At 54.9% G+C, this 24,163-nt stretch carries 20 protein-coding genes and 2 pseudogenes; 14 read left to right on the forward strand and 8 right to left on the reverse strand.

Features of this window, described 5'->3' with window-relative positions; all coding sequences use genetic code 11:
* Window positions 1-57: 57 nt before the first annotated feature.
* The gene (gene hutC / locus M2418_RS25265; protein ID WP_259149792.1) at window positions 58-798 is read right to left on the reverse strand and encodes a histidine utilization repressor; all 741 of its coding nucleotides are present in this window, start codon (window positions 796-798) and stop codon (window positions 58-60) included.
* A 133-nt stretch (window positions 799-931) separates the two neighbouring features.
* On the opposite strand from hutC, the gene hutF reads away from it, so the two are divergent.
* The 13 genes and pseudogenes from hutF to M2418_RS25330 all read left to right on the forward strand — a co-directional run bounded on the left by hutF (window position 932) and on the right by M2418_RS25330 (window position 15,550).
* A complete protein-coding gene (gene hutF / locus M2418_RS25270; RefSeq protein WP_405049488.1) occupies window positions 932-2,302 on the forward strand; it encodes a formimidoylglutamate deiminase in 1,371 nt (456 codons plus the stop codon).
* 46 nt (window positions 2,303-2,348) lie between these two features.
* Window positions 2,349-3,383, forward strand: coding sequence for an ABC transporter substrate-binding protein (locus M2418_RS25275; RefSeq protein ID WP_259149794.1), 1,035 nt, complete (start codon window positions 2,349-2,351; stop codon window positions 3,381-3,383).
* 106 nt (window positions 3,384-3,489) lie between these two features.
* Entirely contained in the window at window positions 3,490-4,347 is an 858-nt protein-coding gene (locus M2418_RS25280; RefSeq protein WP_192489377.1) for a proline/glycine betaine ABC transporter permease, read from the forward strand.
* Complete coding sequence (locus tag M2418_RS25285) at window positions 4,340-5,164, forward strand: glycine betaine/L-proline ABC transporter ATP-binding protein (RefSeq protein ID WP_259149798.1); 825 nt, start codon at window positions 4,340-4,342, stop codon at window positions 5,162-5,164. The genes M2418_RS25280 and M2418_RS25285 overlap by 8 nt, the downstream gene beginning before the upstream one ends.
* Complete coding sequence (gene hutH / locus M2418_RS25290) at window positions 5,157-6,665, forward strand: histidine ammonia-lyase (RefSeq protein WP_259149799.1); 1,509 nt, start codon at window positions 5,157-5,159, stop codon at window positions 6,663-6,665. Before M2418_RS25285 ends, hutH (M2418_RS25290) begins: the two co-directional genes overlap by 8 nt.
* Window positions 6,662-7,900, forward strand: a complete 1,239-nt coding sequence (hutI, locus tag M2418_RS25295) for an imidazolonepropionase (RefSeq protein ID WP_259149800.1) — start codon at window positions 6,662-6,664, stop codon at window positions 7,898-7,900. Before hutH (M2418_RS25290) ends, hutI begins: the two co-directional genes overlap by 4 nt.
* Window positions 7,897-9,432 (forward strand): histidine ammonia-lyase, encoded by a 1,536-nt coding sequence (gene hutH / locus M2418_RS25300; protein ID WP_259149801.1) that lies wholly within the window; start codon window positions 7,897-7,899, stop codon window positions 9,430-9,432. The genes hutI and hutH (M2418_RS25300) overlap by 4 nt, the downstream gene beginning before the upstream one ends.
* A 2-nt stretch (window positions 9,433-9,434) precedes the next feature.
* The gene (hutG, locus tag M2418_RS25305) at window positions 9,435-10,235 is read left to right on the forward strand and encodes an N-formylglutamate deformylase (protein ID WP_259149802.1); all 801 of its coding nucleotides are present in this window, start codon (window positions 9,435-9,437) and stop codon (window positions 10,233-10,235) included.
* 11 nt (window positions 10,236-10,246) lie between these two features.
* Window positions 10,247-11,920 (forward strand): urocanate hydratase, encoded by a 1,674-nt coding sequence (hutU, locus tag M2418_RS25310; RefSeq protein WP_259149803.1) that lies wholly within the window; start codon window positions 10,247-10,249, stop codon window positions 11,918-11,920.
* Between the two features lie 9 nt (window positions 11,921-11,929).
* Complete coding sequence (locus tag M2418_RS25315; RefSeq protein ID WP_259149805.1) at window positions 11,930-12,520, forward strand: HutD family protein; 591 nt, start codon at window positions 11,930-11,932, stop codon at window positions 12,518-12,520.
* Between the two features lie 415 nt (window positions 12,521-12,935).
* Window positions 12,936-13,470: pseudogene (locus tag M2418_RS25320) on the forward strand (HEPN domain-containing protein); the annotation flags it as partial.
* Between the two features lie 253 nt (window positions 13,471-13,723).
* Window positions 13,724-15,184: a PAS domain-containing protein gene (locus M2418_RS25325; RefSeq protein WP_259149806.1), complete on the forward strand. Its 1,461-nt coding sequence runs from the start codon at window positions 13,724-13,726 to the stop codon at window positions 15,182-15,184.
* Window positions 15,185-15,550: a response regulator gene (locus M2418_RS25330; protein WP_259149808.1), complete on the forward strand. Its 366-nt coding sequence runs from the start codon at window positions 15,185-15,187 to the stop codon at window positions 15,548-15,550.
* A 281-nt stretch (window positions 15,551-15,831) separates the two neighbouring features.
* Here M2418_RS25330 and M2418_RS25335 read toward each other — a convergent pair whose 3' ends face one another.
* The 7 genes and pseudogenes from M2418_RS25335 to M2418_RS25360 form a co-directional block, all read right to left on the reverse strand.
* A complete protein-coding gene (locus tag M2418_RS25335) occupies window positions 15,832-16,887 on the reverse strand; it encodes a response regulator (RefSeq protein WP_259149809.1) in 1,056 nt (351 codons plus the stop codon).
* A gap of 2 nt (window positions 16,888-16,889) precedes the next feature.
* Window positions 16,890-17,456: a chemotaxis protein CheB gene (locus tag M2418_RS25340; RefSeq protein ID WP_259149810.1), complete on the reverse strand. Its 567-nt coding sequence runs from the start codon at window positions 17,454-17,456 to the stop codon at window positions 16,890-16,892.
* Complete coding sequence (locus tag M2418_RS25345) at window positions 17,453-18,292, reverse strand: protein-glutamate O-methyltransferase CheR (protein ID WP_259149811.1); 840 nt, start codon at window positions 18,290-18,292, stop codon at window positions 17,453-17,455. The genes M2418_RS25340 and M2418_RS25345 overlap by 4 nt, the downstream gene beginning before the upstream one ends.
* A complete protein-coding gene (locus M2418_RS25350) occupies window positions 18,289-21,723 on the reverse strand; it encodes a response regulator (protein WP_310503237.1) in 3,435 nt (1,144 codons plus the stop codon). The genes M2418_RS25345 and M2418_RS25350 overlap by 4 nt, the downstream gene beginning before the upstream one ends.
* A 589-nt stretch (window positions 21,724-22,312) precedes the next feature.
* Window positions 22,313-22,504, reverse strand: a pseudogene (locus tag M2418_RS25855) (autotransporter domain-containing protein); the annotation flags it as partial.
* A 159-nt stretch (window positions 22,505-22,663) separates the two neighbouring features.
* Window positions 22,664-23,065 carry a tRNA(fMet)-specific endonuclease VapC gene (gene vapC / locus M2418_RS25355; RefSeq protein WP_259149814.1) on the reverse strand — a complete coding sequence of 134 codons (402 nt, stop codon included), beginning with the start codon at window positions 23,063-23,065 and terminating at the stop codon, window positions 22,664-22,666.
* Window positions 23,065-23,295 (reverse strand): antitoxin, encoded by a 231-nt coding sequence (locus M2418_RS25360; protein WP_259149818.1) that lies wholly within the window; start codon window positions 23,293-23,295, stop codon window positions 23,065-23,067. Before M2418_RS25360 ends, vapC begins: the two co-directional genes overlap by 1 nt.
* 689 nt (window positions 23,296-23,984) lie before the next feature.
* On the opposite strand from M2418_RS25360, the gene M2418_RS25365 reads away from it, so the two are divergent.
* Window positions 23,985-24,163 (forward strand): cryptochrome/photolyase family protein (locus tag M2418_RS25365; RefSeq protein WP_259149819.1); only part of this gene is annotated, 179 nt, incomplete at its 3' end.

The following is a 24,163-nucleotide window of genomic DNA, read 5'->3' on the forward strand; positions in this document are numbered from 1 at the left end:
CGGTGATTGTCGAAAATCCAACCGACCAACCGATGTACCTTTGCTCAACCAGAAATTTTAAAAAGAGCTTTGAAGTCGATACCGCGAGCCCGGGTAAAGAAGTCTCACGGACGAGGCCACCTGATTTCCCGACCATGTCCGGCGGCGAACCAGAAGGCACGGTTCTGACCGCGCCACCGAAAGAAGCTTGCATTCCCATGGCTGCGGCAACACCGCTTCGATGAATTGCTCCGTGCGTATGATCGGTGCGACCCGCGTCAGAAAAGCGTTCGGCGTCACGACCGTAAAATCCTGCTCCAGATAGTCAGGTGCAATATCGGGATTAACGAAGCGGTCCTCGATCTGGATCGGCACATCATCTTCATGATGCGCGATGATGGTGTGGAAGGCGATATTTCCGACCTTGATCTCCAGTGCTTCAGCCAATTCCGGTCCACAAGGTTCTTTCTGGGCGAGAATCAATTCGGCACGATGTGTTGCTCCCCGCTCGGCAATTTCATCGGCAATGTTGCGAACGCCCATAAATTTGGCACTGCGCTTTTTTGGCGCAACAAACGATCCGCGCCCCTGCACACGCACAATCACGCCTTCACTGGCCAACTCCCGCAGCGCCCGGTTGGCGGTCATGCGGCTGACACCCAAAACGTCAACCAACTCATTTTCCGAAGGAATACGCGAGTTAACCGGCCACTCGCCCGATTCGATACGTGCCTTTATCTGGGCTTTCATACGCTCGTATAGCGGCGCCTCGCGTGCGCTGGCATCCTTGACGATAGCCTCGACTTCAGCCTGCGGCATACAATGGCATCCTTGTTACAGTCCTCATCTGCATACAAAATATGCAGCCGAAATTTAAGCCCATTATTTCAATATCCCGCTTGATTGTCATCTAAAAAGCTGCAATGTTCCATATACAACTTGAGGCGCAATGATGGCATCGACAAGAACTCTTTTCTGCAAACGTGCTTTTCTGGCTGATGGCTGGGCAAACAATGTCACGCTTTCCATCGATCACGATGGAACAATAAGCGACATTCAGGCTGAAACCACGCAAACCAATGCCGAAGAGCAGGCAAAAGGCCCGGTTGCGCCGGCAATTGCCAACTTGCATTCACACGCTTTTCAGCGTGCCATGGCTGGTCTCGCCGAGGTTTCCAGTTCATCCGAGGATAGTTTCTGGACTTGGCGTGACGCTATGTATCGCCTTGTGGGCCAGCTTTCTCCGGAAGATATGCAAGCAGTTGCCGCAAAGTTGTATAGTGAACTTCTCAAGGGTGGTTTCGGCCACATCGTAGAATTTCATTACCTGCACCATCAGGCAGATGGCACAGCTTACGACGATCCGGCGGAAATGTCGCTGCGCATTTTTAATGCTGCAAAGCAATCCGGCATTGGCCTCACGCATCTCCCGGTCTTCTACGCCCATGCCGGTTTTGGGGGCACAGCCCCCGGCGATGGTCAGCGCCCCTTCATTCACTCAGTCGATCATTTTGTGACGCTTCTCGAGCGTCTGGAGAAAGAGCGAGCGGGCACGGCAATTAACCTGGGGCTGGCAATTCACTCCCTGCGCGCTGCCACACCGGAGGAAATGCACACCATTCTCGGCGCCGAACAAACCGGTGGCCCGATCCATATCCATGTTGCCGAACAGCAGAAGGAAGTGGACGACTGCCTGGCGTGGAGCGGTCGCAGACCAGTGCAATGGCTGCTCGATGAAATGCCTGTCGATGAACGCTGGTGTGCCATTCACGCGACCCATATGACAGCGGAAGAGACATCGCGTCTTGCACGCAGCGGCGCGGTTGCCGGTCTTTGCCCGGAAACCGAAGCCAATTTGGGCGACGGTATATTCCCGGCCACCGATTTTCTTGGCGCCAATGGCCGTTTTGGTATTGGAACGGACAGCCATGTCGCCACCAGCGTCAGCGAAGAACTGCGCCTGCTCGAATATGGCCAGAGGCTACGAGACCAGAGACGCAACAGAATAACAGCTGGCAGCGGCAGCTCCGTGGGTGAGACTTTGTTCAAGGGCGCCTTGGCAGGCGGCGCACAGGCAGCGGGCCAACGAAAGCATGGGCTCAGCATCGGCGCGTCTGCCGATCTGGTGGTTTTAAGTGAGGCTGAGGCCTTTATCGCCACCGCGCCATCGACAAAAATTCTGGACCGCTGGCTTTTTGCCCTTGGGTCAAAAGCCGTTCGGGACGTCATGGTTGCCGGACAATGGGTTGTTCAGGATGGTCGTCACATCCGTCAGGAGGAGATCGACCGCGCATTTCATGCTGCTCTCAAGCGGCAACAGTAGACTGCATTTTTAACGTCACTGACATTCATCAAAAAAGGGGAACATAATGTTGAATGACAAATTGAAATATACAATTGCAGCCGCGGCCATGATCCTTGGCGGTTCTGTCGGTTCGGCACAGGCATCCTATTGCGGCGACGGCAAAACCGTTACCTTCGCGGGCATTGACTGGGAAAGCGGCTCGTTCATTACCGAGGTGATGAAGACCATTCTCGAAAAGGGTTATGACTGCAAGGTCGACTCCATTCCCGGCAACTCCGTGACGCTCGAACAGGCAACTGCAAACAACGATGTGCAGATTTTCGCCGAAGAGTGGATTGGCCGCTCCGACGTCTGGAATGCAGCCTCTGCAGCTGGCAAGGTCAAGTCGATCGGTAAGACATTTGTCGGCGCATCCGAAGGCTGGTTCGTGCCGGAATATCTCGTCAAGGGCGATGCAAGCCGTGGCATCGAAGCCAAGGCGCCTGATCTGAAAAGCGTCGACCAGCTTTCCAATCAAGAAATCGTTGCGCTGTTCAAGGACCCGGAAGAACCATCCAAGGGTCGTTTCCTGAACTGCCCATCGGGCTGGACATGTGAAGGCGTCAACACCGCAAAGCTTGAAGCATACAAGCTGGGTGAAACCTACGTGAACTTCCGCCCAGGCACAGGCACGGCGCTCGATGCGGGCATCAGCTCCGCTTACCTTCAGGGCGAACCAGTCCTGTTTTACTACTGGAACCCGACCGCCATCATGGGCAAGTTCAAGCTCATACAGCTGGAAGAGCCAACCTACAATGCAGAATGCTGGAAAGAACTGACCAGCGCCAGCGGCAAGCGTGAAGCCGGTTGCGCATTCCCGGCCGTTGAAGTCGCTTACGGTATCAACAGCACATTTGCGGAAGAAGCGCCTGAAATCGTCAGCATCCTTGAAAAGGCGACCTTCCCGCTGGACGAAGTCAATGCAAGCCTTGCCTACATGGTCGACGAAAAGGCTGACGCTCCGGCTGCAGCGGCACGTTTCCTGAAGACCAAGGGAGACGTATGGGGCGGTTGGGTTTCACCTGAAGCCAAGGCAAAGATCGAAGCTTCCCTCAACTAAACAGAACGGGAAAGTGCGGGGTCGGCGAACGAATAGCGTTTGCCTCCACCTCGCGCATTCCCTGCCCCTGTCCTTTTTTCAGTCTCCCATACCGAGGGCTTAAGCGATGTTTCCTGATGCCTTACACATTTCCATTCGCGGGCCGATAAACGAGTTCGTACAAAACCTTGTTGTGAATTACGGCTTTGTTTTCAAAGCAATTTCACAAACCATCCTGCAAGCCATTCTGTTCTTCGAATGGATTTTGCGCGGTCTACCATGGTGGGCAGTCCTGATTGCCTTCATGGCGCTTGCCTGGTTTGCAAGCCGCAAGGTTTCTCTGGTCGCCATGGTCGGAATATTGCTGATGGTGGTCGGTGCTCTCGGTCTCTGGGATCTGACGATGCAGACCCTGGCACTGATGCTGATTTCAACGGTCATTTCGGTTGCCATCGGCGTGCCCTTGGGCATCTGGCTGGCCAAAAGCAGCATCATGCGGCGCATCACCCTTCCTGTTCTCGACGTCATGCAGACCATGCCGAGTTTCGTTTATCTTATCCCGGCCATCATGCTGTTTGGTCTCGGCAAGGTACCCGCCGTTCTCGCCACCATCATTTACGCGGTTCCACCATTGATCCGCCTCACCGACCTCGGCATTCGTCAGGTTGACAGTGAAGTGGTCGAGGCTGCGACAGCCTTTGGCGGCAGCCCACGACAAATCCTGTTCGGTGTGGAACTTCCACTGGCAACCCCCACCATCATGGCCGGTCTGAACCAGACAATCATGATGGCGCTTTCCATGGTTGTCGTCGCCTCGATGATCGGTGCACGCGGCCTTGGCGAACAGGTTCTCAACGGCATCCAGACACTGGACGTCGGCAAGGGTCTGGAAGCGGGCATTGGTATCGTCATTCTTGCCATCGTGCTCGACCGGATCACCCAGAGCCTTGGTCAATCCAGACAAAAGGACGGCCACAATGACTGACATCGAAATCAAAAACGTTTTCAAGATTTTTGGCGCGAACTCCAAGGCTGCATTGGCACTTGCGCGTGAAGGCGTTGAAAAATCCGAAATCCTTTCGCGGACCGGATGCAGTGTTGGCCTGAACGACATCAGCCTTAAGATCGGCGGCGGACGGATTTTTGTGATCATGGGGCTTTCCGGCTCAGGAAAATCAACACTTGTCCGCCATATTAACCGGCTGATCGAACCGACCAGCGGCGAGATCATTTTTGACGGCAATAATGTGCTGGATCTTTCCGCCCGTGACCTGCGTGAATTCCGCACACGCCGCGTCAGCATGGTGTTTCAGAACTTCGGCTTGATGCCGCATCGCACCGTGTTGCAGAACGTCACCTACGGCCAGCGCGTGCGAGGCCTCAGCAAGGCAGACGCCAATCCGATCGGCATGAAATGGATCGAGATGGTTGGCCTCTCAGGTTACGAGAACAAGTTCCCGCATCAACTGTCTGGCGGCATGAAACAACGTGTCGGACTGGCGCGAGCCCTTGCCGCAGACACCGACGTGATCCTGATGGACGAGGCATTTTCTGCGCTCGACCCGCTGATCCGCAGCGATATGCAGGATCAGTTGCTGCAGCTGGAAAAGAACCTCTCCAAGACCATCATCTTCATTACCCATGATCTGGATGAGGCGCTGCGCATCGGCGCGGAAATCGCCATTCTCAAGGATGGAAAGCTGGTTCAGGTCGGAACGCCGCATGAGATTCTCAACAATCCGGCCAATGACTATGTCGCACGGTTCGTTCAACGACGTGCGGGAGTGACACCCCATGCCTGACACCATCATCCTCGACGGCCCGCTGACCTGGCGCAACATCGGTGCGATTGCCAATGGAACCGCACTGCAGTTGTCGCAAGCGGCATGGCAGCGGATTTCTGATGCACGCAGCATTGTCGATGCATTGGTGGAGCGCGGTATTCGTGGATACGGCATCAACACCGGTGTTGGTGCATTGTGTGATGTCATCATAGACAGGGACAAACAGCAGGCATTGTCACGCAATATCCTGCTCAGCCATTCCTGTGGTGTTGGCCCAGCACTAGGCCAAGAGCCGACACGTGCCATCATGGCGGCACAGATTGCCAATTTTGCGCACGGCTTTTCCGGCATTCACCCAGACACCGTCAAAGCTCTGCTGATACTTTTGAATGCCAACATATTGCCGGTGATTCCGTCGGGCGGTTCTGTCGGATACCTCACCCATGCAGCCGCGATCGGAACGGTGCTGATTGGTGAAGGAACGGCTGTTTTTGAAGGAAACCTCATCACCGGAGCGCAGGCCCTGCAACAGGCGGGTCTTGCGCCCCTGACACTTCAGGCAAAAGAAGGCCTGAGCCTCGTTAACGGCACACCTTGCGCAACCGGTCTGGCCAGCCTTGCCTTGTCGCGGCTGGAAGGTCTGCTCGACTGGGCGGATGTCAGCGCCGCCATGACCTATGAAAATCTTGGCAGCCAGTCCGATCCGTTTGCAGCAGAGCCGCTTGCCCTGCGCAAGTCGCAAGGACTTCAGCAGGTCGGCAAAACACTGCGTCACTGGCTGGCTGGAAGTGAACTGTTGGCGCAGTCGACTGGCAGCCGTACGCAAGACCCGTTGAGCCTGCGCGCCGTGCCGCAAATCCACGGAGCCGTCAGAGACGCTTTCCTGAACGCTGGCGATCTCGTCAATCAGGAACTGGAAAGCGTCACCGACAATCCAGTCGTGACCGGCAGCGCCAACAACCCGCTGGTCCATTCACAGGCCCATGCTGTGGGTGCTGCACTTGGTCTGGCGATGGACAGTCTGGCAACCGCCGCGGCCGAACTGGCCGCGGTCTCCGAGCGGCGCATCGACCGCCTTGTTAATCCGCTTGTCAGCGGGTTGCCTGCCTTTTTGGCGGCCGAAGGCGGCGTGTTCTCCGGTTACATGATCATTCAATATACTGCCGCAGCGCTGGTGGCGGAAAATCGTCGTCTTGCAGCGCCAGCAAGTCTTGATGGTGGGATTACCTCTGCACTGCAGGAAGATATCCTCACCCATGCCACACCCGCGGCGGACAAGGCCCTTTCGATTGTTTCAAACCTGCAAACCGTGCTGGCGATCGAACTGCTGGCCGCAGCACAAGCCTATGATGTGCAGCCACAGCCTGCTGCCAAGGCTGCGAAGACCGGCCAGGTTTACGAGCTGATCCGTACGCATATCGCGGCCTACCATGATGACCGCCCTCTGAATACCGATGTTGCAACCCTGTCTGCGCTGATTGGCAGCACATCGGTCATTGAGCCGGAGAGACTTCCATGAAAACGCTTTTGACAAATGCCCGTCTGATGACGTTGCAATCCGACCGTTCCGATCTCGGCATCATTGAAAACGGTGCGATCCTGATTGAGAACGGTGTTATCCTTCAGGTAGCCCCCGTTGAAAAGATCAGCGCTCCGGCCGGAACACACACCATCGATTGTGAAGGTCGCTGGATTTCGCCTGGCCTCATCGATTGCCATACCCATCTGGTGCACGCCGGCAATCGCGCCCGCGAATTCGAGATGCGCCTGAACGGTGCAACCTATGAAGAAATAGCCCGCGCTGGCGGCGGCATCGTGTCATCTGTATCGCAGGTAAGGTCGGCAAGCGAAGACGATTTGGTTGCCCAGAGCCTGCCACGTCTGGACACACTTCTGGCCGAAGGCGTCACCACGGTCGAGATCAAGTCCGGTTACGGCCTGACGGTCGAAGATGAACTGAAGATGTTGCGGGTCGCCCGCAACATGGCAAAAGCCCGCGACGTCTCGGTCAACACAACCTTCCTCGGTGCCCATGCTACGCCGGCAGAATACAAGGGCAGAAACGTCGACTTCATTCAGGATGTTGTCCTGCCAGCTCTGCAGAAAGCCCATGCTGAAGGGCTGGTGGATGCTGTTGACGGCTTTTGTGAAGGCATCGCATTTTCGCCTGAGGAAATGCGTATCGTTTTCAACAGCGCATTAGATCTTGGCCTGCCGGTAAAGCTGCACGCAGACCAGCTTTCCGATCTGTCAGGAGCGGCACTTGCCGCCGAGTTCGGTGCGCTTTCAGCCGACCATCTCGAATATACAAGCGATGCAGGCGCGGCTGCCATGGCAAAGGCCGGAACGGTTGCCGTCCTGTTGCCGGGCGCGTTTTATTTCATCAGGGAAACCCGTAAGCCGCCGGTTGATCTGTTCCGCAAACACGGCACCAAAATGGCTCTGGCGACCGACAACAATCCCGGCACCTCTCCGCTGACCTCGTTGCTGTTGACCATGAACATGGCGGCCACATTGTTTGGCATGACAGTGGATGAGTGTATTGCCGGCATTACCCGCGAAGCTGCACGCGCACTTGGCCGCCTTGCCGAGATCGGCACCATCGAGGCCGGCAAACGCGCGGATCTTGCTATCTGGAACATCAACGAACCCGCAGAACTGGTTTACCGGATAGGGTTCAATCCGCTGCATGCCCGCATATTCGCCGGCGATGTCAGCGCTCTCTCGCCTTCATTTATGGGAGGTCATTCATGACCATTACACTTCATCCCGGCTCAGTGCCGCTTGCCGATCTTGCCCGAATTTACTGGCAGAATGAAAATGTTGTCCTCGACCGCAGCTTTGATGCAGCCATCGAAAAAGCGGCAAACCGGATCGCCGAAATCGCAGCTGGCAATGCTCCAGTGTATGGCATCAACACCGGCTTCGGAAAATTGGCCTCAATCAAGATCGATGCCGCCGATGTCGCGACCCTGCAGCGCAATCTGATCCTGTCGCATTGCTGCGGCGTGGGCGCTCCACTGCCGGAAAATGTTGTTCGCCTTATCATGGCGCTGAAATTGATTTCGCTCGGCCGTGGTGCATCCGGTGTAAGGCTGAACCTGGTCCGCCTGATCGAAGGCATGTTGGAGAAAGGTGTTATTCCGGTCATTCCCGAGAAGGGTTCGGTCGGAGCGTCCGGCGATCTGGCACCTCTTGCGCATATGGCAGCCGTAATGATGGGCGAAGGCGAAGCTTTCTATGAAGGCAATGCACTTCCCGCTGCTCAGGCTTTGTCAAAGGCAGGTCTGGCACCTGTCGTACTCGCCGCGAAAGAAGGCCTGGCACTGATCAATGGCACACAGACCTCCACAGCGCTCGCGCTGGCTGGCCTGTTCCGTGCTCACCGCGCCGCACAAGTAGCGCTTCTCACTGGTGCATTGTCGACGGACGCGGCAATGGGATCGTCCGCGCCTTTCCACCCCGATATTCACACCTTGCGCGGCCACAAGGGCCAAATCGATGCCGGTGCAGCCCTGCGTCAACTGCTCGAAGGCTCAGAAATCCGCGTCAGCCACATCGAAGGCGACGAACGCGTACAGGACCCCTATTGCATTCGTTGCCAGCCGCAGGTCGATGGTGCGTGCCTTGACCTGTTGCGACAGGTTGCCCGCACACTGGAAATCGAAGCCAATGCGGTAACCGACAATCCGCTGGTTCTCTCTGACAATTCGGTGGTGTCCGGCGGTAACTTCCACGCAGAACCGGTTGCCTTCGCAGCCGATCAGACGGCCCTTGCGATCTGCGAAATCGGTGCCATTGCCCAGCGCCGCATCGCGTTGCTGGTAGACCCGGCCCTTTCCTATGGCCTGCCCGCCTTCCTGTCCAAAAAGCCCGGATTGAACTCCGGCCTGATGATTGCGGAAGTGACCTCGGCAGCACTGATGAGCGAAAACAAACAGATGTCGCATCCGGCATCGGTGGATTCCACACCGACCTCTGCCAATCAGGAAGACCATGTTTCCATGGCATGCCATGGTGCGCGCCGTCTTCTGCCCATGACCGACAATCTCTTCTCCATTCTCGGCATTGAAGCGCTTTCAGCTGTGCAGGGCGTCGAGCTTCGCGGTCCGCTAAAAACCAGCCCGGAACTGCAAAAGGCAATCGCAGTGCTTCGCGCAATCATCCCTTCTCTGGAGGATGATCGTTACATGGCGCCGGATCTCAAACACGCCTCTGACCTCGTCGCATCCGGTGCATTGGTCGCCGCAATTTCCGACGGCATTCTGCCGAAGCTGGAGGCGTAAACATGCCGGTTTTCGAGCTTAGCCAGGGTACCTCACCGATCATTCTCGGTCTGCCACACACCGGCACCGAAGTTCCGGCAGATATCCATGACCGCCTGAATGACAACGGCAAGATCCTGGCTGATACCGATTGGCATATTCATGCCCTCTACGCCGATCTGCTGGAGGATGCGACGTCAGTGCGCGCTACCTTCCATCGTTATGTCATCGATGCAAACCGTGATCCCTCCGGCACCAGCCTTTACCCCGGCCAGAATACCACCGGGCTTGTTCCGGACACAGATTTTGACGGTCAGCCGATCTGGAAGGATGGATGTGAACCAACGCAAGCCGATATTGCCCACCGGTTGCAGACATTCCACGCACCCTATCATGCTGCGCTTGCTGCAGAAATCGAGCGGGTAAAATCCATTCACGGCATCGCCATTCTCTATGACTGCCACTCCATCCGCTCGCATATTCCGTTTCTATTCGAGGGTAAGCTGCCGGACTTCAACATCGGCTCTGACATCGGCAAAACTTGTGATCCAGCCATTGAGAGAATTGCAGTTGAGGTGACCGGAGCCGCCGAAGGTTACACCAGCATCCTGAATGGTCGTTTCAAGGGCGGTTGGACAACCCGTCATTACGGCCAGCCACAGACCGGAGTACACGCCATTCAAATGGAACTGGCGCAGTCCACCCACCTCATCACGGAAGCACCGCCCTTTGCCTATGACGACAACAAGGCCGGACAGCTTCGCACACATCTCAAAACCATTCTGACGCGCATGGAGCAATTTGCGCTCGCCAGCAAACGATAAGGGGATAAAGCATGACAAACCCACGCCATAACGAACGCGAAATCCGCGCCCCGCAGGGTACTGAGCTGAACGCCAAAAGCTGGATGACAGAAGCACCTCTGCGCATGCTGATGAACAACTTGGATCCCGATGTTGCAGAGCGTCCGCATGAGCTGGTCGTCTACGGCGGCATTGGCCGTGCAGCCCGCACCTGGGAAGATTTCGACCGTATCGTCGCCACATTAAAAGACCTCAACGAAGACGAAACCCTGATGGTACAGTCTGGCAAGCCGGTGGGTGTTTTCCGCACCCACAAGGATGCGCCACGTGTCTTGATTGCCAATTCCAACCTCGTTCCGCATTGGGCAACCTGGGAACATTTCAACGAACTCGACCGCAAGGGTCTGGCCATGTACGGCCAGATGACTGCCGGTTCGTGGATTTACATCGGCACGCAGGGTATTGTTCAGGGAACCTACGAAACCTTTGTTGAAGCGGGTCGTCAGCACTTTAACGGCAACCTGACCGGCAAATGGATCCTGACCGGCGGTCTTGGCGGCATGGGAGGTGCTCAGCCTCTCGCGGCCGTTATGGCAGGCGCATGCTGCCTTGCCGTCGAATGCGATGAAACCCGTATCGATTTCCGCCTGCGTACCCGCTATGTCGACGAAAAAGCGCACACGCTGGACGAAGCACTGGCCCTGATAGACCAGTGGACCAAGGCGGGTGAAGCAATGTCCGTCGGTCTGGTTGGCAATGCCGCTGATATCTTCCCGGAACTCGTGAAGCGCGGCATTCGCCCCGATATCGTCACGGACCAGACCTCGGCACATGACCCGATTCATGGCTATCTGCCATCCGGTTGGACCATCGCCGAATGGCGCGAAAAGCAGGAAAGCGACCCGAAGGCTGTGGAAGCCGCCGCCCGTGCTTCAATGAAGGTTCAGGTTCAGGCCATGGTGGATTTCTGGAACATGGGCGTTCCGACACTCGACTACGGTAACAATATTCGCCAGATGGCCAAGGAGGAAGGTCTCGAAAACGCTTTTGCCTTCCCGGGCTTCGTCCCGGCCTATATTCGTCCGCTGTTTTGCCGTGGCATTGGCCCCTTCCGTTGGGCAGCGCTTTCAGGTGATCCTGAAGACATTTACAAGACGGATGCCAAGGTCAAGGAACTGCTGCCAGACAACAAACACCTGCACAACTGGCTAGACATGGCACGCGAACGCATTGCCTTCCAGGGCCTGCCGGCGCGTATTTGCTGGGTTGGTTTGGGTGATCGTCATCGCCTCGCTCTCGCCTTCAACGAAATGGTCAAGAACGGTGAACTGAAGGCGCCTGTCGTCATCGGCCGCGACCATCTCGACAGCGGCTCGGTCGCGTCTCCAAACCGCGAAACCGAAGCGATGAAGGATGGTTCGGACGCCGTGTCTGACTGGCCACTGCTCAATGCCCTTCTCAACACGGCCTCCGGTGCAACTTGGGTTTCCTTGCACCACGGCGGTGGCGTTGGCATGGGCTTTTCGCAGCACTCCGGCGTTGTGATCTGCGCTGATGGTTCTGATGACGCAGCCAAACGCCTTGAGCGCGTGCTGTGGAACGACCCGGCAACCGGCGTCATGCGCCATGCCGATGCCGGTTATGACATCGCGCTGGATTGCGCCAAGGAAAAGGGCCTTCGCCTGCCCGGTATCCTTGGTAACTGAGGCAGCACGATGAGACTTTTGCGCGCCAGTGAACATAAGGCAATGCCATGGAAAAATGGTCTCAGCGTCACCCATGAGGTGGCGCTGGAACCATCGACTGTGGATGGCGCGCAATTCCTGTGGCGGGTCAGTCTCGCCAGGATCAAGGGTTCAGGTCCATTCTCGGTATTTCCAGGTATCGACCGGTCCATCGTCGCGCTGAAAGGCAACACGGTGAGACTGGTTATCGATGGTCATGAAGGTGCCGAACTGGAAGCGCTCGGCACACCTTTCCCCTTTCCGGGAGAGGCGACCGTTGATGCGATCAATGAAGGTGGTGAAACGACCGACCTCAATATCATGACGCTACGCGGCCATGCGACACATGTGATGGAACGTGTGGATTTGGCGGACGTCAAAACGGTCACGGGCAAGCACGATGTTTCAATCATCGTTTTTACAGAGCCCTCCCAGTTCACTGTCGAAGACCAAGCATTGCAAGCCGACGCGCTTGATGCTCTCGTCGATATAGGTTTCGATGACACCGTACATTTTAGTGCCGACAACACCGCAGTCGCCTACATCATCGGCATCGACTTTAACCAACCTCGCTCCACCTGACTTTTAACGGCCTGTAGTGTTCCCGATCAATCCAGACCCAGTTGCGGTGACCATCGAAGCATTTGCGCCAACCATGCCCAGCTTCGGCGCGGACGCGACGTCGCTCCGTGATTAGTAGCCGTCCCGTGAATGTTCGCGGGCGGCGCAAAGAGCGGCTTTGGCGAATTTCCAAGGCACGTCAAGTTGACATCCGTTGGTTGTTGAGCATCGACGCAGTGGCACGGGCGGATTGGACAAACCATAAACCGCTCTTGGCCGGTCGCCTCCAGCCGAGGTCAATGAACGTTACGTCCAGCACAGTTTGGCCGTGCTTCCGCAGAGATGAACCGCAGATATCAACGGCGACGGGATCGTTTCGATTCAACCTCACGAACACATCATGAATTGAGCTCTTCTCAATGCTCAGCATTGCGTTGTCGCTTACGCCCGTGAGGGCATTGTCCTTTACGAGTTCGATGACCGACCGCTGGCCGAACCAAAGCCGCTCAGCCCTGCCGATACGCTTAGGGTGGCGGAAGGGCATTTTAACGAGGGAATTGCTGCAGCAGGCTCGTTTCTCGACACGTCGAGATATCTGGCACAAAAAAAAGCGGCTAAAACACGCAATTTTCGAACTCCACCAAGCAGTCGAATCTGCCTACTCCTGCTACCTGCTGACGCTGACCAACTACTCCCCACCCTCGCACAATCTGAAATTCCTGCGTGGTCTTTCCGAGTATCGTGACCGGCAGCTGGTCGACATCTGGCCGCGTGACCACCAGCGCTTTACCGCATGGTACAACATTCTAAACGAAGCCTACGTCGAAGCGCGCTATTCGAAACAGTTCGAGATCAGCGAAGAGGCACTTGCGTGGCTTCAGGAACGGACGGCTGAACTTCATACCCTGATCGAAACGCTCTGCAAGGAGCATGTCGAACAACTTCGACAGACGTTTGAAAGCGCTAAGTGAGGTCGGGCTACGCTGTTGCGACTTAGAGTGCAGCATAGTTCGACGAAAGCAGGAGCTTGTGGGATCAGATCGACAATATGAAAGAGCTTTGTTCGCCCGTTCCAGTGCCTGCTCGTTCAAGGGAAAACACTGAATTGTCAACGCAAGCTTATGCTGGATTCCTGGAGTTACACGGCCTTTACATTTTGGCGGAACTTATATTAATCCAGTGCGTTCACGCGCTGTTGGATAGGGCACAACTTCAGGAAAACGCATGACTGCAACGAACCCGGATTGCGGACGTCTCTTCCGCGACCTCGACTGGTCCTCGACACCCCTTGGCCCTATGGACGGGTGGGGCGTCGAACTGAAGACTCTGACAAATGTCATGCTAGGTTCGCTCCAGCCAATGCTAATGGTTTGGGGTCCATCTCAGATAACACTCTATAACGACGGCTACGCGGCCATGTGTGGCAACCGCCATCCACATGCGTTCGGCAAGCCATTCCATGATTTGTGGCACGATATATGGGATCAGGTGGAACCAATTATCACCGCCGCGTACAATGGGCATGGCACTGCCATGGACGATATTCAATTTACGATGCATCGCAACGGCTATCCTGAAGAAACTCACTTTGCCTTCAGCTACACGCCTGTGCGAGATCCGTGGGGAACAGTATTAGGTATGTTCTGTGCCTGCAGCGAAATCACAGCGCAGGTCGCAATGGCGCGAAAGGAACGTACGCAGCGTGAACGTTTCATGCAGGTATTTGAGCTAAATCCTGGCGGTATCGCCATGCTTGTCGGCCCTGATCACACATTCGATTACGCCAACGAGCAATACTACGCGATGATCGGCGTTGGACGCGAAATCATTGGCAAGACGGTGGCAGAGGCGGTCAGCGAGGTTGTCCGGCAGGGGTTTATCAAAATACTCGACAATGTTTACTCTACCGGAGAGCCCTTTATTGCAAAAAACCTCTCCGTTGAACTCAATCGCGGTCCTGAGGGAGAGATGCAAACCCGTCTGATTGACTTGGTCTACCAACCGATGCGGAGCGAAGATGGCTCGGTAACCGGAATTCTGGTGCAGGCACAAGACGTGACACAGCTCCGCGCTGAGGAGGAGCGTCAGACCCTTCTTTCACATGAGCTGGGTCATCGACTGAAAAACCAGCTTGCGATGGTTCAGGCAATCGCGTCCCAGACGCTGAGGACCGCACCTGATATCGCCACAGCGAGAAAGAGGCTGTCGGACCGGATTTCAGTATTGAGCGACGCTCACGACACTATCCTCGAAGGCGGACGTGGTTCCTCCACTGTCAGGCAGTTGGTTGGTCAGATGACTGCCCTGCACGACGACCTCGCCAACCCTCGCTTCGCAGCATCTGGCCCAGACCTTCGGATTGGCTCGCGGCCATCGCTTTCGCTGTCACTGATATTACACGAACTGGCCACCAATGCCGTGAAATACGGCGCCCTGTCTGTGGCCAGCGGACGGATCGATCTCAGATGGCGTGTCGGAGGTGTTCAGCGGAATCTCTTTGAACTGGAATGGATTGAGAGCGGAGGACCGGCCGTTGTGGCGCCAGCGACGAATGGTTCCGGCATGCGTCTTATCTCAGCCGGGCTGAATGGTACTGCCGACAGCCATGTCAAGGTTGAATATCATCATGAAGGCATTCGTTGCTTTATCACAGCCGACCTTGAAACATTTCAGAAAGAGCATTGAATGAAGTCAAAGCCTTTACTTGTCGTAGAAGACGACGGATTGATAAGAATGGACATCGTCGACATGCTGGTTGACGCTGGCTATCAAGTACTTGAAGCCGCCAACGCTGATCAGGCCCTTGACGTTTTGGAACGGGAGCCGACTATTTGTGCACTTCTGACCGATATTGATATGCCGGGCACGATCAACGGTATAAGCTTGGCCCATCGTGTGAAAGAGGAACGACCGAATTGCAAGATCGTCGTTATCTCCGGCCGTTACAGCCCATCGCAGGGAACTCTACCTGATGAGGCGATCTATCTTTCAAAACCGATCTCTGAAGGCGATCTGGAGACCACACTTTTTCAGTTGGATATCAAGCCTTGAAAATCGCCGGATTGCGGCGTCCTTATCCTGAATGTGCTTGTGAATTCGACAGTCTCGGAATGCTGATCGAATGCAGCGCGGGTCACCGTAGTAACCCGGGCAGATCCTAGATATCTCGTCTTTAGGCTGACCAGCGCCATCGGGAGCGCTAGGTACTGGCGACAATTGACCAGACAATCCCTTCAGAAAAGAAAATCATAGCGTCGGGTCGGAATTCGCCGCAGATCCACGTGCGCTTTCGAGCGTGTAAGTATGGGGACATATATCGCCTCCGCGGCAATTCAGGCGAGCAGCTTTTCGACCGGCATCTCAACGGTTAGGGACAGTCCATCTGGTCTCCAGACGCGGTTGATAGAGCCTGCGAGGCCCGAAAGCGCTGCTTTTTCGAGCTTGGTGCCGAACCCCTGGCGCTGAGGATTAATATCGACCCGGTGCTCGACATGCTCTTCCCAGCTTAACGTCAAAGTCTCATCGTCAATAGACACACTGATCACCAAACTGCCGGAGGTATTGGACAGGGCGCCATATTTGGCGGCGTTAGTCGTAAGTTCGTGAAGCAAAAGGGCCAGCGACGTCAGAGCACCGCCTTTGAGTGGCGCGTCCGTCCCAAGAATGTCGACCGAGGGACCGAGGGAGTGCTCATGTGGTGCAACGATTGCCTTCAGCAACGCGGATACGGTAGTCGTTGCGCTCGCAGGATCCGCCGAACCACTCAAATCGGGGAGTGTCAGATCGTGGGCGCGCGCCAATGCCCCCATGCGCGATTTGAGATCAGTTTCCAGTTCCTCCACCGATGTCGCTGGGCGTGCACTGATCGAGATCAGTCCAGCTGCAAGGCTGAAAAGGTTTTTGATGCGATGATTGATTTCGTGCAGCAACAGATCCTTATGCCGCGCGGCCTCTTTCAGTGCATCCGCCTGGCAAGCCAACGCGTCACGCTGTTCGGCCAGTTGCTGCCTTTGGCGGTAGAGCTCAAAGAAAACGCCAACCTTGCTACGGATGACATCCGGCTCGATCGGTTTTTCAATGAAATCGACCGCACCTGCCTCGTACCCTGTGAAGCGTCTGCCATCGCCGGTCCCGGCAGTGACAAAAATGATTGGTATGCGCCTGGTTCGTTCATTGCCTCGCATAAGTTCAGCAAGCTCGAAACCATTCAGACCTGGCATCTGTACGTCGACGAGAGCCAGCGCCACATCGTGCTCTAGGAGAATTTCAAGCGCCTCATCCCCTGATCTCGCCTTAAGGATCAAGCGATCTTCGCTTTGAAGAAGTGCTTCAAGCGACAACAGATTTTCTTCAAGATCATCAACCAGAAGGAAAGGAACCGGTGCCATATTCAGAGTTCCTCCAGATATTTTAAGATGCTGGCAATCGACAGCACCTTTGCTGTCCCACAGGCCTTGATTGCTTCCTGAGGCATTGTGGATGCGAAAGCTGTTTGTGGATCTTGTACGAGAACTGTGCCGCCGACGTCGATGATGGCGCGTGCGCCAGCGGCGCCATCATGATTGGCACCGGTCAGTACAATCGCAACCAATCTCGCTCCGAAAGCATCCGCAGAACTTTCAAAAAGCACATCAATTGATGGGCGAGAGAACGATACAGGCTCATCATTTGACAGTGCGAGAGTTTTATCAACTTCTGCAAGGAGGTGATAATCTGGCACCGCGAAATAGATCGTGGAAGGAACCAGCGGTTCCTTGTCCTCCGCCTCTTTCACACGCAACGCGCATTTCGACGCCATGAGGCTTGCCATGATACTACGTTTGTCAGGTGGCACATGGACCACGACGATGACCGGAACAGGCAGATCGCCGGGCAGATGAGGCAGCAACATTGAAAGCGCTTCCACCGCACCCGCAGATGTGCCGATCACGATGGCATCGATGCGATCAGAGATCATTCTCCCACCTTCTGGTAGATTTTCTCGCTGCGATCAAAGTCTGAAAACGCACTGCCGTAATCGGAAAACCGCAGCGACTCTTTCGAGCCAAGGCCAAGAAATCCCTTGCGGGCGAGTGAATCGTTAAATAGACCCAAGGCACGGTTTTGGAGCTTTTTGTCGAAATAGATCATGACGTTTCGACAGGAGACCAGATGCATTTCACCAAAGACCGCATCGGTCACCAGACTATGGTCGGAGAACACGACGTTGCGGCGAAGGGACTTGTCAAAAGAGGCATTGCCGTAGGCTGCCTGATAGTAGTTTGACAGGCTTGTTTTGCCGCCGGAAAGGCGATGGTTCTCAGTGAATAAACGAATTCGGTCGACAGGATAAATGCCGGATTCCGCAGCACTGAGTGCGTCCTGATTAATGTCCGTGGCGTAAAAAATTGTCCGCTCCTCAAGCCCCTCTTCCCGAAACAGGATGACAAGAGAATAAAGCTCTTCACCTTCACTACATCCAGCCACCCAGACCTTCAGAGTCGGGTAGGTTCTCAGGTGCGGAACAACGTGTTCCCGTATCGCCTTGAAGTAGGTCGGATCACGGAACATCTCACTGACCTGTACCGTGAGGTAGCGCAACAGTCGCGGCAACATATCAGGATTATAAAGCAAACTCTCCTGCAATGACGAGAACGTCGAAAATCCGAGCTGCTCGCGCGCCTGTTTGAGGCGGCGTTTGATCGATGCCATTGCGTAGTTGCGAAAGTCATAGTGGTATTTGAGATACAACGCCTCCAGCAGAAGACGGATCTCGATATCCTCGACCTTGTCCTGCGCGGGTGTGTCAATCATTTCGGCATCCAGACGCGCACCAGCGATAACAGTCTGTCTACATCCAGCGGCTTGGCCATATAATCATTGGCACCGGCTTCAATACAGCGTTGCTGATCGTCAGGCATCGCTTTCGCTGTCAATGTAATGATTGGTAGCTTCTTCCAGCTAGGATTTTCGCGAATGTGACGCGTTGCGGTTAGTCCGTCCATAATCGGCATCATGACATCCATCAACACCAGATCTATGGGTGCACCGTCACCGTTGGATATTTTCGCAAGTACCTCCAGAGCTTCGCTGCCATTGCGTGCGATATCAACAATTGCTCCGCGCGGCTCAAGTATATTTGTGAGCGCGTAGACATTGCGTATATCGTCTTCGACAATGAGGATCCGTCGCCCCTCCAGGACGGCATCTCTGTTGCGAGCCTTACGGATCATTTTCTGTTGCTCATCCGGCAACTCTGAAATCACCTGATGAAGGAACAGGCTAACCTCATCGAGCAGCCGTTCAGGCGATTTGGCGCCTTTGATGATGATTGATTTTGAGTAACGCCGCAGGTTCTGCTCGTCGTCAGTCGACAATTCCCGGCCCGTGTAGACGATGACAGGAGGGAAAGCGTAGCTATCCTCTCTGCTCAATGTTTCAAGGAGAGTGTATCCCGACGCATCCGGCAGGGACAGGTCAAGGACCATGCAATCGAACGTGCCTTGGCTTAGAAGATCAAGACATTCAGCCACAGTGCTTGCCGTCACTGTTTGGACATTCAAAGTTTTCAGCAACTCGGCAACTGCGTCGCGCTGCACCGCATCGTCCTCAACGATAAGAACGCGGTGGACACTTTGCGACAGGCGGGTCTCAAATTTTTGCAAAACTCCTACGAGCTGGTCACGACTGACAGGTTTTATGAGGTAGCCAATCGCTCCAAGTGCATATGCTGTTTCGGTATGATCGCTACCCGAGACGACGTGGACAGGAATGTGTCGGGTTTGGACATCGTTCTTGAGTTGATCAAGTACCGCCAGGCCCGACTGGTCTGGCAAACCAACGTCGAGAACAACTGCACTCGGCATAAATTCCTTGGCTAGTTGCAACGCCTCCTCGGCCGAGCCAGCTACGATAGACTGAAAGCCCAGCTCACGAGACAGATCCCTCAAGATCCCCGCGAAGGTCTCGTCGTCTTCGATAACGAGGAGAATGCGCTTGTCGTCCGTCAGCCGCTCGCGATCGTCTTCAACTTTGCGATGGGGCGGTGGTGCCGCTGCGGGCGCTTGCATACTCTGCGTTGCCGGACTGCCCTGCTCAACTTTCTCCCGTGGCAGAACGATATTGGGGTCGTAGTGCTCAGGTAATGAAAATGTGAATGTGCTACCCTGCCCCAACTGACTTTCAAGCTGAATTACCCCGCCAAGAAGCCGTACAAGCTGACGTGAAATCGACAGGCCGAGGCCGGTTCCGCCAAATTTACGACTGATCGTGCCATCAGCCTGTTGAAAAGCGTCAAAGACGGTTTGCTGGTTTTCTGGGGCTATTCCGATGCCAGTGTCGGAGACAGAAAATGCGATACCACCGTCAACATTTTCGGAAACATCGAGTTTGACCTGCCCCTTCTCGGTAAACTTGATCGCGTTCGAGAGGAGGTTTTTGAGGACCTGTTCCAGCCTCTGCAGGTCGGTCTCGATAGTCTGGGGGAGATCGGGAGCCACATTGATAAGGAAACCGAGCTTTTTCTCGCCCGCCAGCGGCTGGAAAAGTTGACGCAGGTTGTTTGTCAGTCGCTCGATAGTGACAGTCTCAGGTCTAATCTCGACATGGCCAGCCTCAATTTTCGATAAATCAAGGATGTCATTGATAAGATTAAGCAGGTCCTTGCCCGAAGACTGGATCGTTTTCGCATATTTCACCTGGTCATCGGTCAGGTTGTCATGCGGGTTATCAGCAAGCAGCTTTGCAAGTATCAGAGAGGAGTTGAGCGGGGTACGCAACTCGTGAGACATGTTGGCGAGGAAGTCCGACTTGTAACGGCTCGCTTGTTCCAGTTCCCGTGCTTTCAAGCTTACTGCGGCGTTTGCCTGTTCGAGATCATCGCGTTGACCCTCCAGCTGCTGCGCCTGTTCTTCGAGCTGTGAGTTTGTCTGTTCCAGTTCCACCTGCTGCTGCTCAAGCCGTGCCTGTGACTCCTTAAGGGCGCGGCTTTGCTCTTCCAGCTCTTCGTTGGAAACACGCAATTCCTCGCTTTGGGTTTGTAGTTCCTCTGACTGACGCTGGGTTTCCTCAAGCAGATCTTGGAGCTCGCTACGGTAGATGGCTGCACGCACCGCTGTCGCCATGGCTTCCGCGGCCCGCGCCAGCAATTTGGTTACGTCATCAGAGACGTCCTGAAGGAAGCCAAGTTCCACGACTGTCGTTACGGTACCGTCGACTTCACCGGGGAGTATGATAAGGTGTCTTGGTTTTCCGGTGCCCAATCCGGAGCCAAATTCTAGGTAGCCATCAGGCACGTCATCGACCACAATCTTGCGGCGTTCGGATACAGCCTGGCCAAGCAGGCCCTCGCCAGTATCAAACGTCTCCGGAACGTTCGCGCCCGTCGGCACGCCGTAGCGCGCTGCTCGCTCAAATCTGCCGTTTTTTCCGATATATACGACGCCGGCGACAGCGCTGGTGTAGTGAGCCATGAAGTCCAGGATGCTCGTTCCGAGACGATCAACTGGCTGATCCCCCATCATGGCCGACGCAAGCTGGACCTCCCCTATTTGAAGCCATTCGTCACGCCGTCGTGCCAATGTACTGCGACGAACGAGAAATGCGATCGAAACAGTCAATAGCAGCCCCAGAGCGGCGGACATAACAGTGCTGACGAATGCCGTTCTCTGCGCGGAATTCATCTCGTTCAATCGTTGCAGACGCACATCGGATTCACCGCCGGCCATCGCTGATATCTGCGCTCGAATTGCATCCATTTCCGTCTTGCCCCTGTCAGAGTTGACAGCAGCAAGCGCAGCTTCCAGACCAGCGCTACGACGGACTGCGATGGTGTCTGCAAGTTCGGCGAGCTTTCCATCGACGCGCTGGCGCAAAGTGGCGAGGCGTCGATCCTGACCTGGATTGATTCCGGTCAGAAATCCGACCCGGTCCAGTTGCGCTGGAATAGTCTCAACAGCAAGGTTGTATGGCGCGAGGTATGATTCATTGTTTGTAAGCAAAAATCCCCGCTGACCGGTTTCTGCGTCCTGCACCTTCGAGAGCAATTCATCCAGTGCGACGATTGCGACATGGGTCTGGACAACGCGTTCGTTTCCTTCGCGCAAGGCTTGCAGGTTTCTGTAGGACACGATCCCGCTCACCACAAAGAATGCGAACACGCAAACAATTCCAACAGCGACTGCAGGCTCAAATCCAAGTCTAAACTTCGTCTGCGTCGTACGGCGTCGATCCATGTGAAATCTCATCGCGTGTTAGAAAGTAGGACCACTTAAAGCCCTCTCGATTTTATTCAGCCAGGCCGAATTGAGAGACTGAGAGGTGGGAGGGGGGAAATGATCAGATTTGCCAATCAATTACAATAGTATCGGATGTACGATAGCGTACAATCCAATTGCCGGCTAACGGTCGGGACATAATTGGCTTATTCGTTCGCCCGTGCTGTTCGATGGTTGGGCTGGTACCAATCCAACACCAGGATCGTAACGTGACGGTGATCGCTCCCTCCATAGGCGACGCTAACGGCCGACAAGTCAACACGGCGTTGCTTTCGAAACTCGGTTTGGAGGTTACTGGTTCAGTGCTTTCCGAAAGAGTGTTTGACCAAGTTGTCTGGGTCTCCGTTCACAAATCGAAGGGACAGAATAGCTGCGGGGCCGGGCAACGAAGAAACCGCAGCCACTGATCAAAACCTTACACTGAGATCCGCTCTTATGCCGTTGTTTACAACTCCGTTGCCAAACTCGCCCTGATAGGAGATGACGAACGTGGCGGCCGTGCTGAGGTCCACGTCGAAGCCTGCTTCAATCAGTATTGTATCTTTGACGATCGGAACACCTACAACTTTGAAGGCATCGGAACCCGAGAAGCGCTGGGTAGATACGGTGTAGTGTCACCAAAAGCATGACGCCACCCCAGTCTGCCATGCGCGTTGGCAGTCAAGTCGGCTAGGTCGAAAGCGGAGCTGAGGTTCACGCCCAGTGTCGTAAAGGTTGTCTCGGTAGTACCACCGCCCGCGCTCACTGCCGCAACTCCGCCGTCGTCGACTTCGACCGGTAGGCCCGTCTAGAACGATCGGTTGGCGGCAAGACTGGTCAGAAGGCACTTGAGCCTAGGTTCTGCTCATTTACGCAAATAATCGGCCAGCTCGCACGGTTATTTAACCGAACATCAAGCACGAACACGGCATTAAACAGTCCAATCCTCGATCCGCAAACCAGACACACGATCGAACTCGCGCCGGTTATTAGTCACGACGATTAGTCCGCGAGAACGTGCGTGCCCCGCGATCAGTTGGTCATACGGACCGATCGGCGTTCCGTCTCTAGCCAGTTCAGCTCGCAATTGACCAGTGTGGCTAGCCGCGACCTCATCATAATGCAACACCTCCAGCCGTGCTGCGAAACCTCCTACGGCAGTCAAATTTCTCTCTGGATTCGCAGACTTTTCCGCCCCGTAGATCAACTCCATCAAGCTAACCGAACTTATACACAGCTGCCCGGAGTGGCGATTGAACGCGTCTCGCACCCGCTGCGGCCTGTTCTTGATGGTGTAAATAGAAATGGTCGTATCGAGCATATATTTCAGCATTAGAATGTATCACGTTCCTGCATGGCAGGCTGACCGCGTTCAAGCATGAAATCGGATGTGACTTCTGGTCCCTCGAACCAACTGTCCCAAGCCTCACCGGCGGGCGCTATAATTCGAGTACGTCCTACCACTACGATGTCCACGCGCTTAACATCGTCAGGCAAAGCCAAAGCCTTTGGCATTCGAATGGCTTGGCTCCGGTTACTCTGAAAAACTGCGCCTTGTTCCATAACTCGCTTGTTACGCATTTATGCCTCCGTGTCCAAAGTCTACTCACCAAGAATGTATATGTCGATGGGATATACAAAAAGACAGCATCCTTGCTGCACCGCGGATCTGATAAGACCTAGCCTTATGACCTCCTGATGAGTGGTCAATGAGGACCAGCCCGCTGCCGCTTTGCGCAGAAGCGGTCGTCATCAGGTGGACGACCATTTTGAGAGTTGTCTTCCCGCCTGAACGACGATGGGTGGTGCCCTTTAAGGGTTTGATCCGTGGCGAAGTTGGCAAGGAGATGCCAATTTCAGGGATTTACTTGTCGTTTCGGGATCGCCCACGAGCATACCCCATACCAGCCTTCTGATACGCCATTTTCCTTAGAAAAATCTCGAGGCGCTCACGAGGAGGCATCCCCCACCTCACCAATGATCGCTGCCATTTTTTCGCCGTCGATGAACGTGGCGGCGAGATACATAATGAGAACTCGGGTGAACGACTTAGGTGGCTTTGCCACAATCACCTAACGTTGAGCAATCTTTGATTTACGCATAGAGCCAGTGGTGGGCAAGACATCGCGGATGAGACGATAAGTCGTGCCCTGTCCCCTAAAGGCCCGTTGCTTGTGTAAATATCTTCCAGCGATCCATCAGACCTTTCAATGCGTAATAAGAGCGAATGTCTTTTAGCAGAGAATGCCATCATGACTGCTGCCAGAAATTTGATTTTCATACTCGGTGATCAGCTTACGCTGGAAATGTCGAGCCTCGATGGTGCTGATCCCACACAGGATATAATCCTGATGTGCGAGGTAATGGAAGAAGCAACGTATGTGCAGCATCACAAGCTGAAGATAGCTCTGATCTTCTCCGCAATGCGGCA

It is taken from the genome of Rhizobium sp. BIGb0125 (assembly GCF_024810055.1).
Classification (GTDB): domain Bacteria; phylum Pseudomonadota; class Alphaproteobacteria; order Rhizobiales; family Rhizobiaceae; genus Agrobacterium.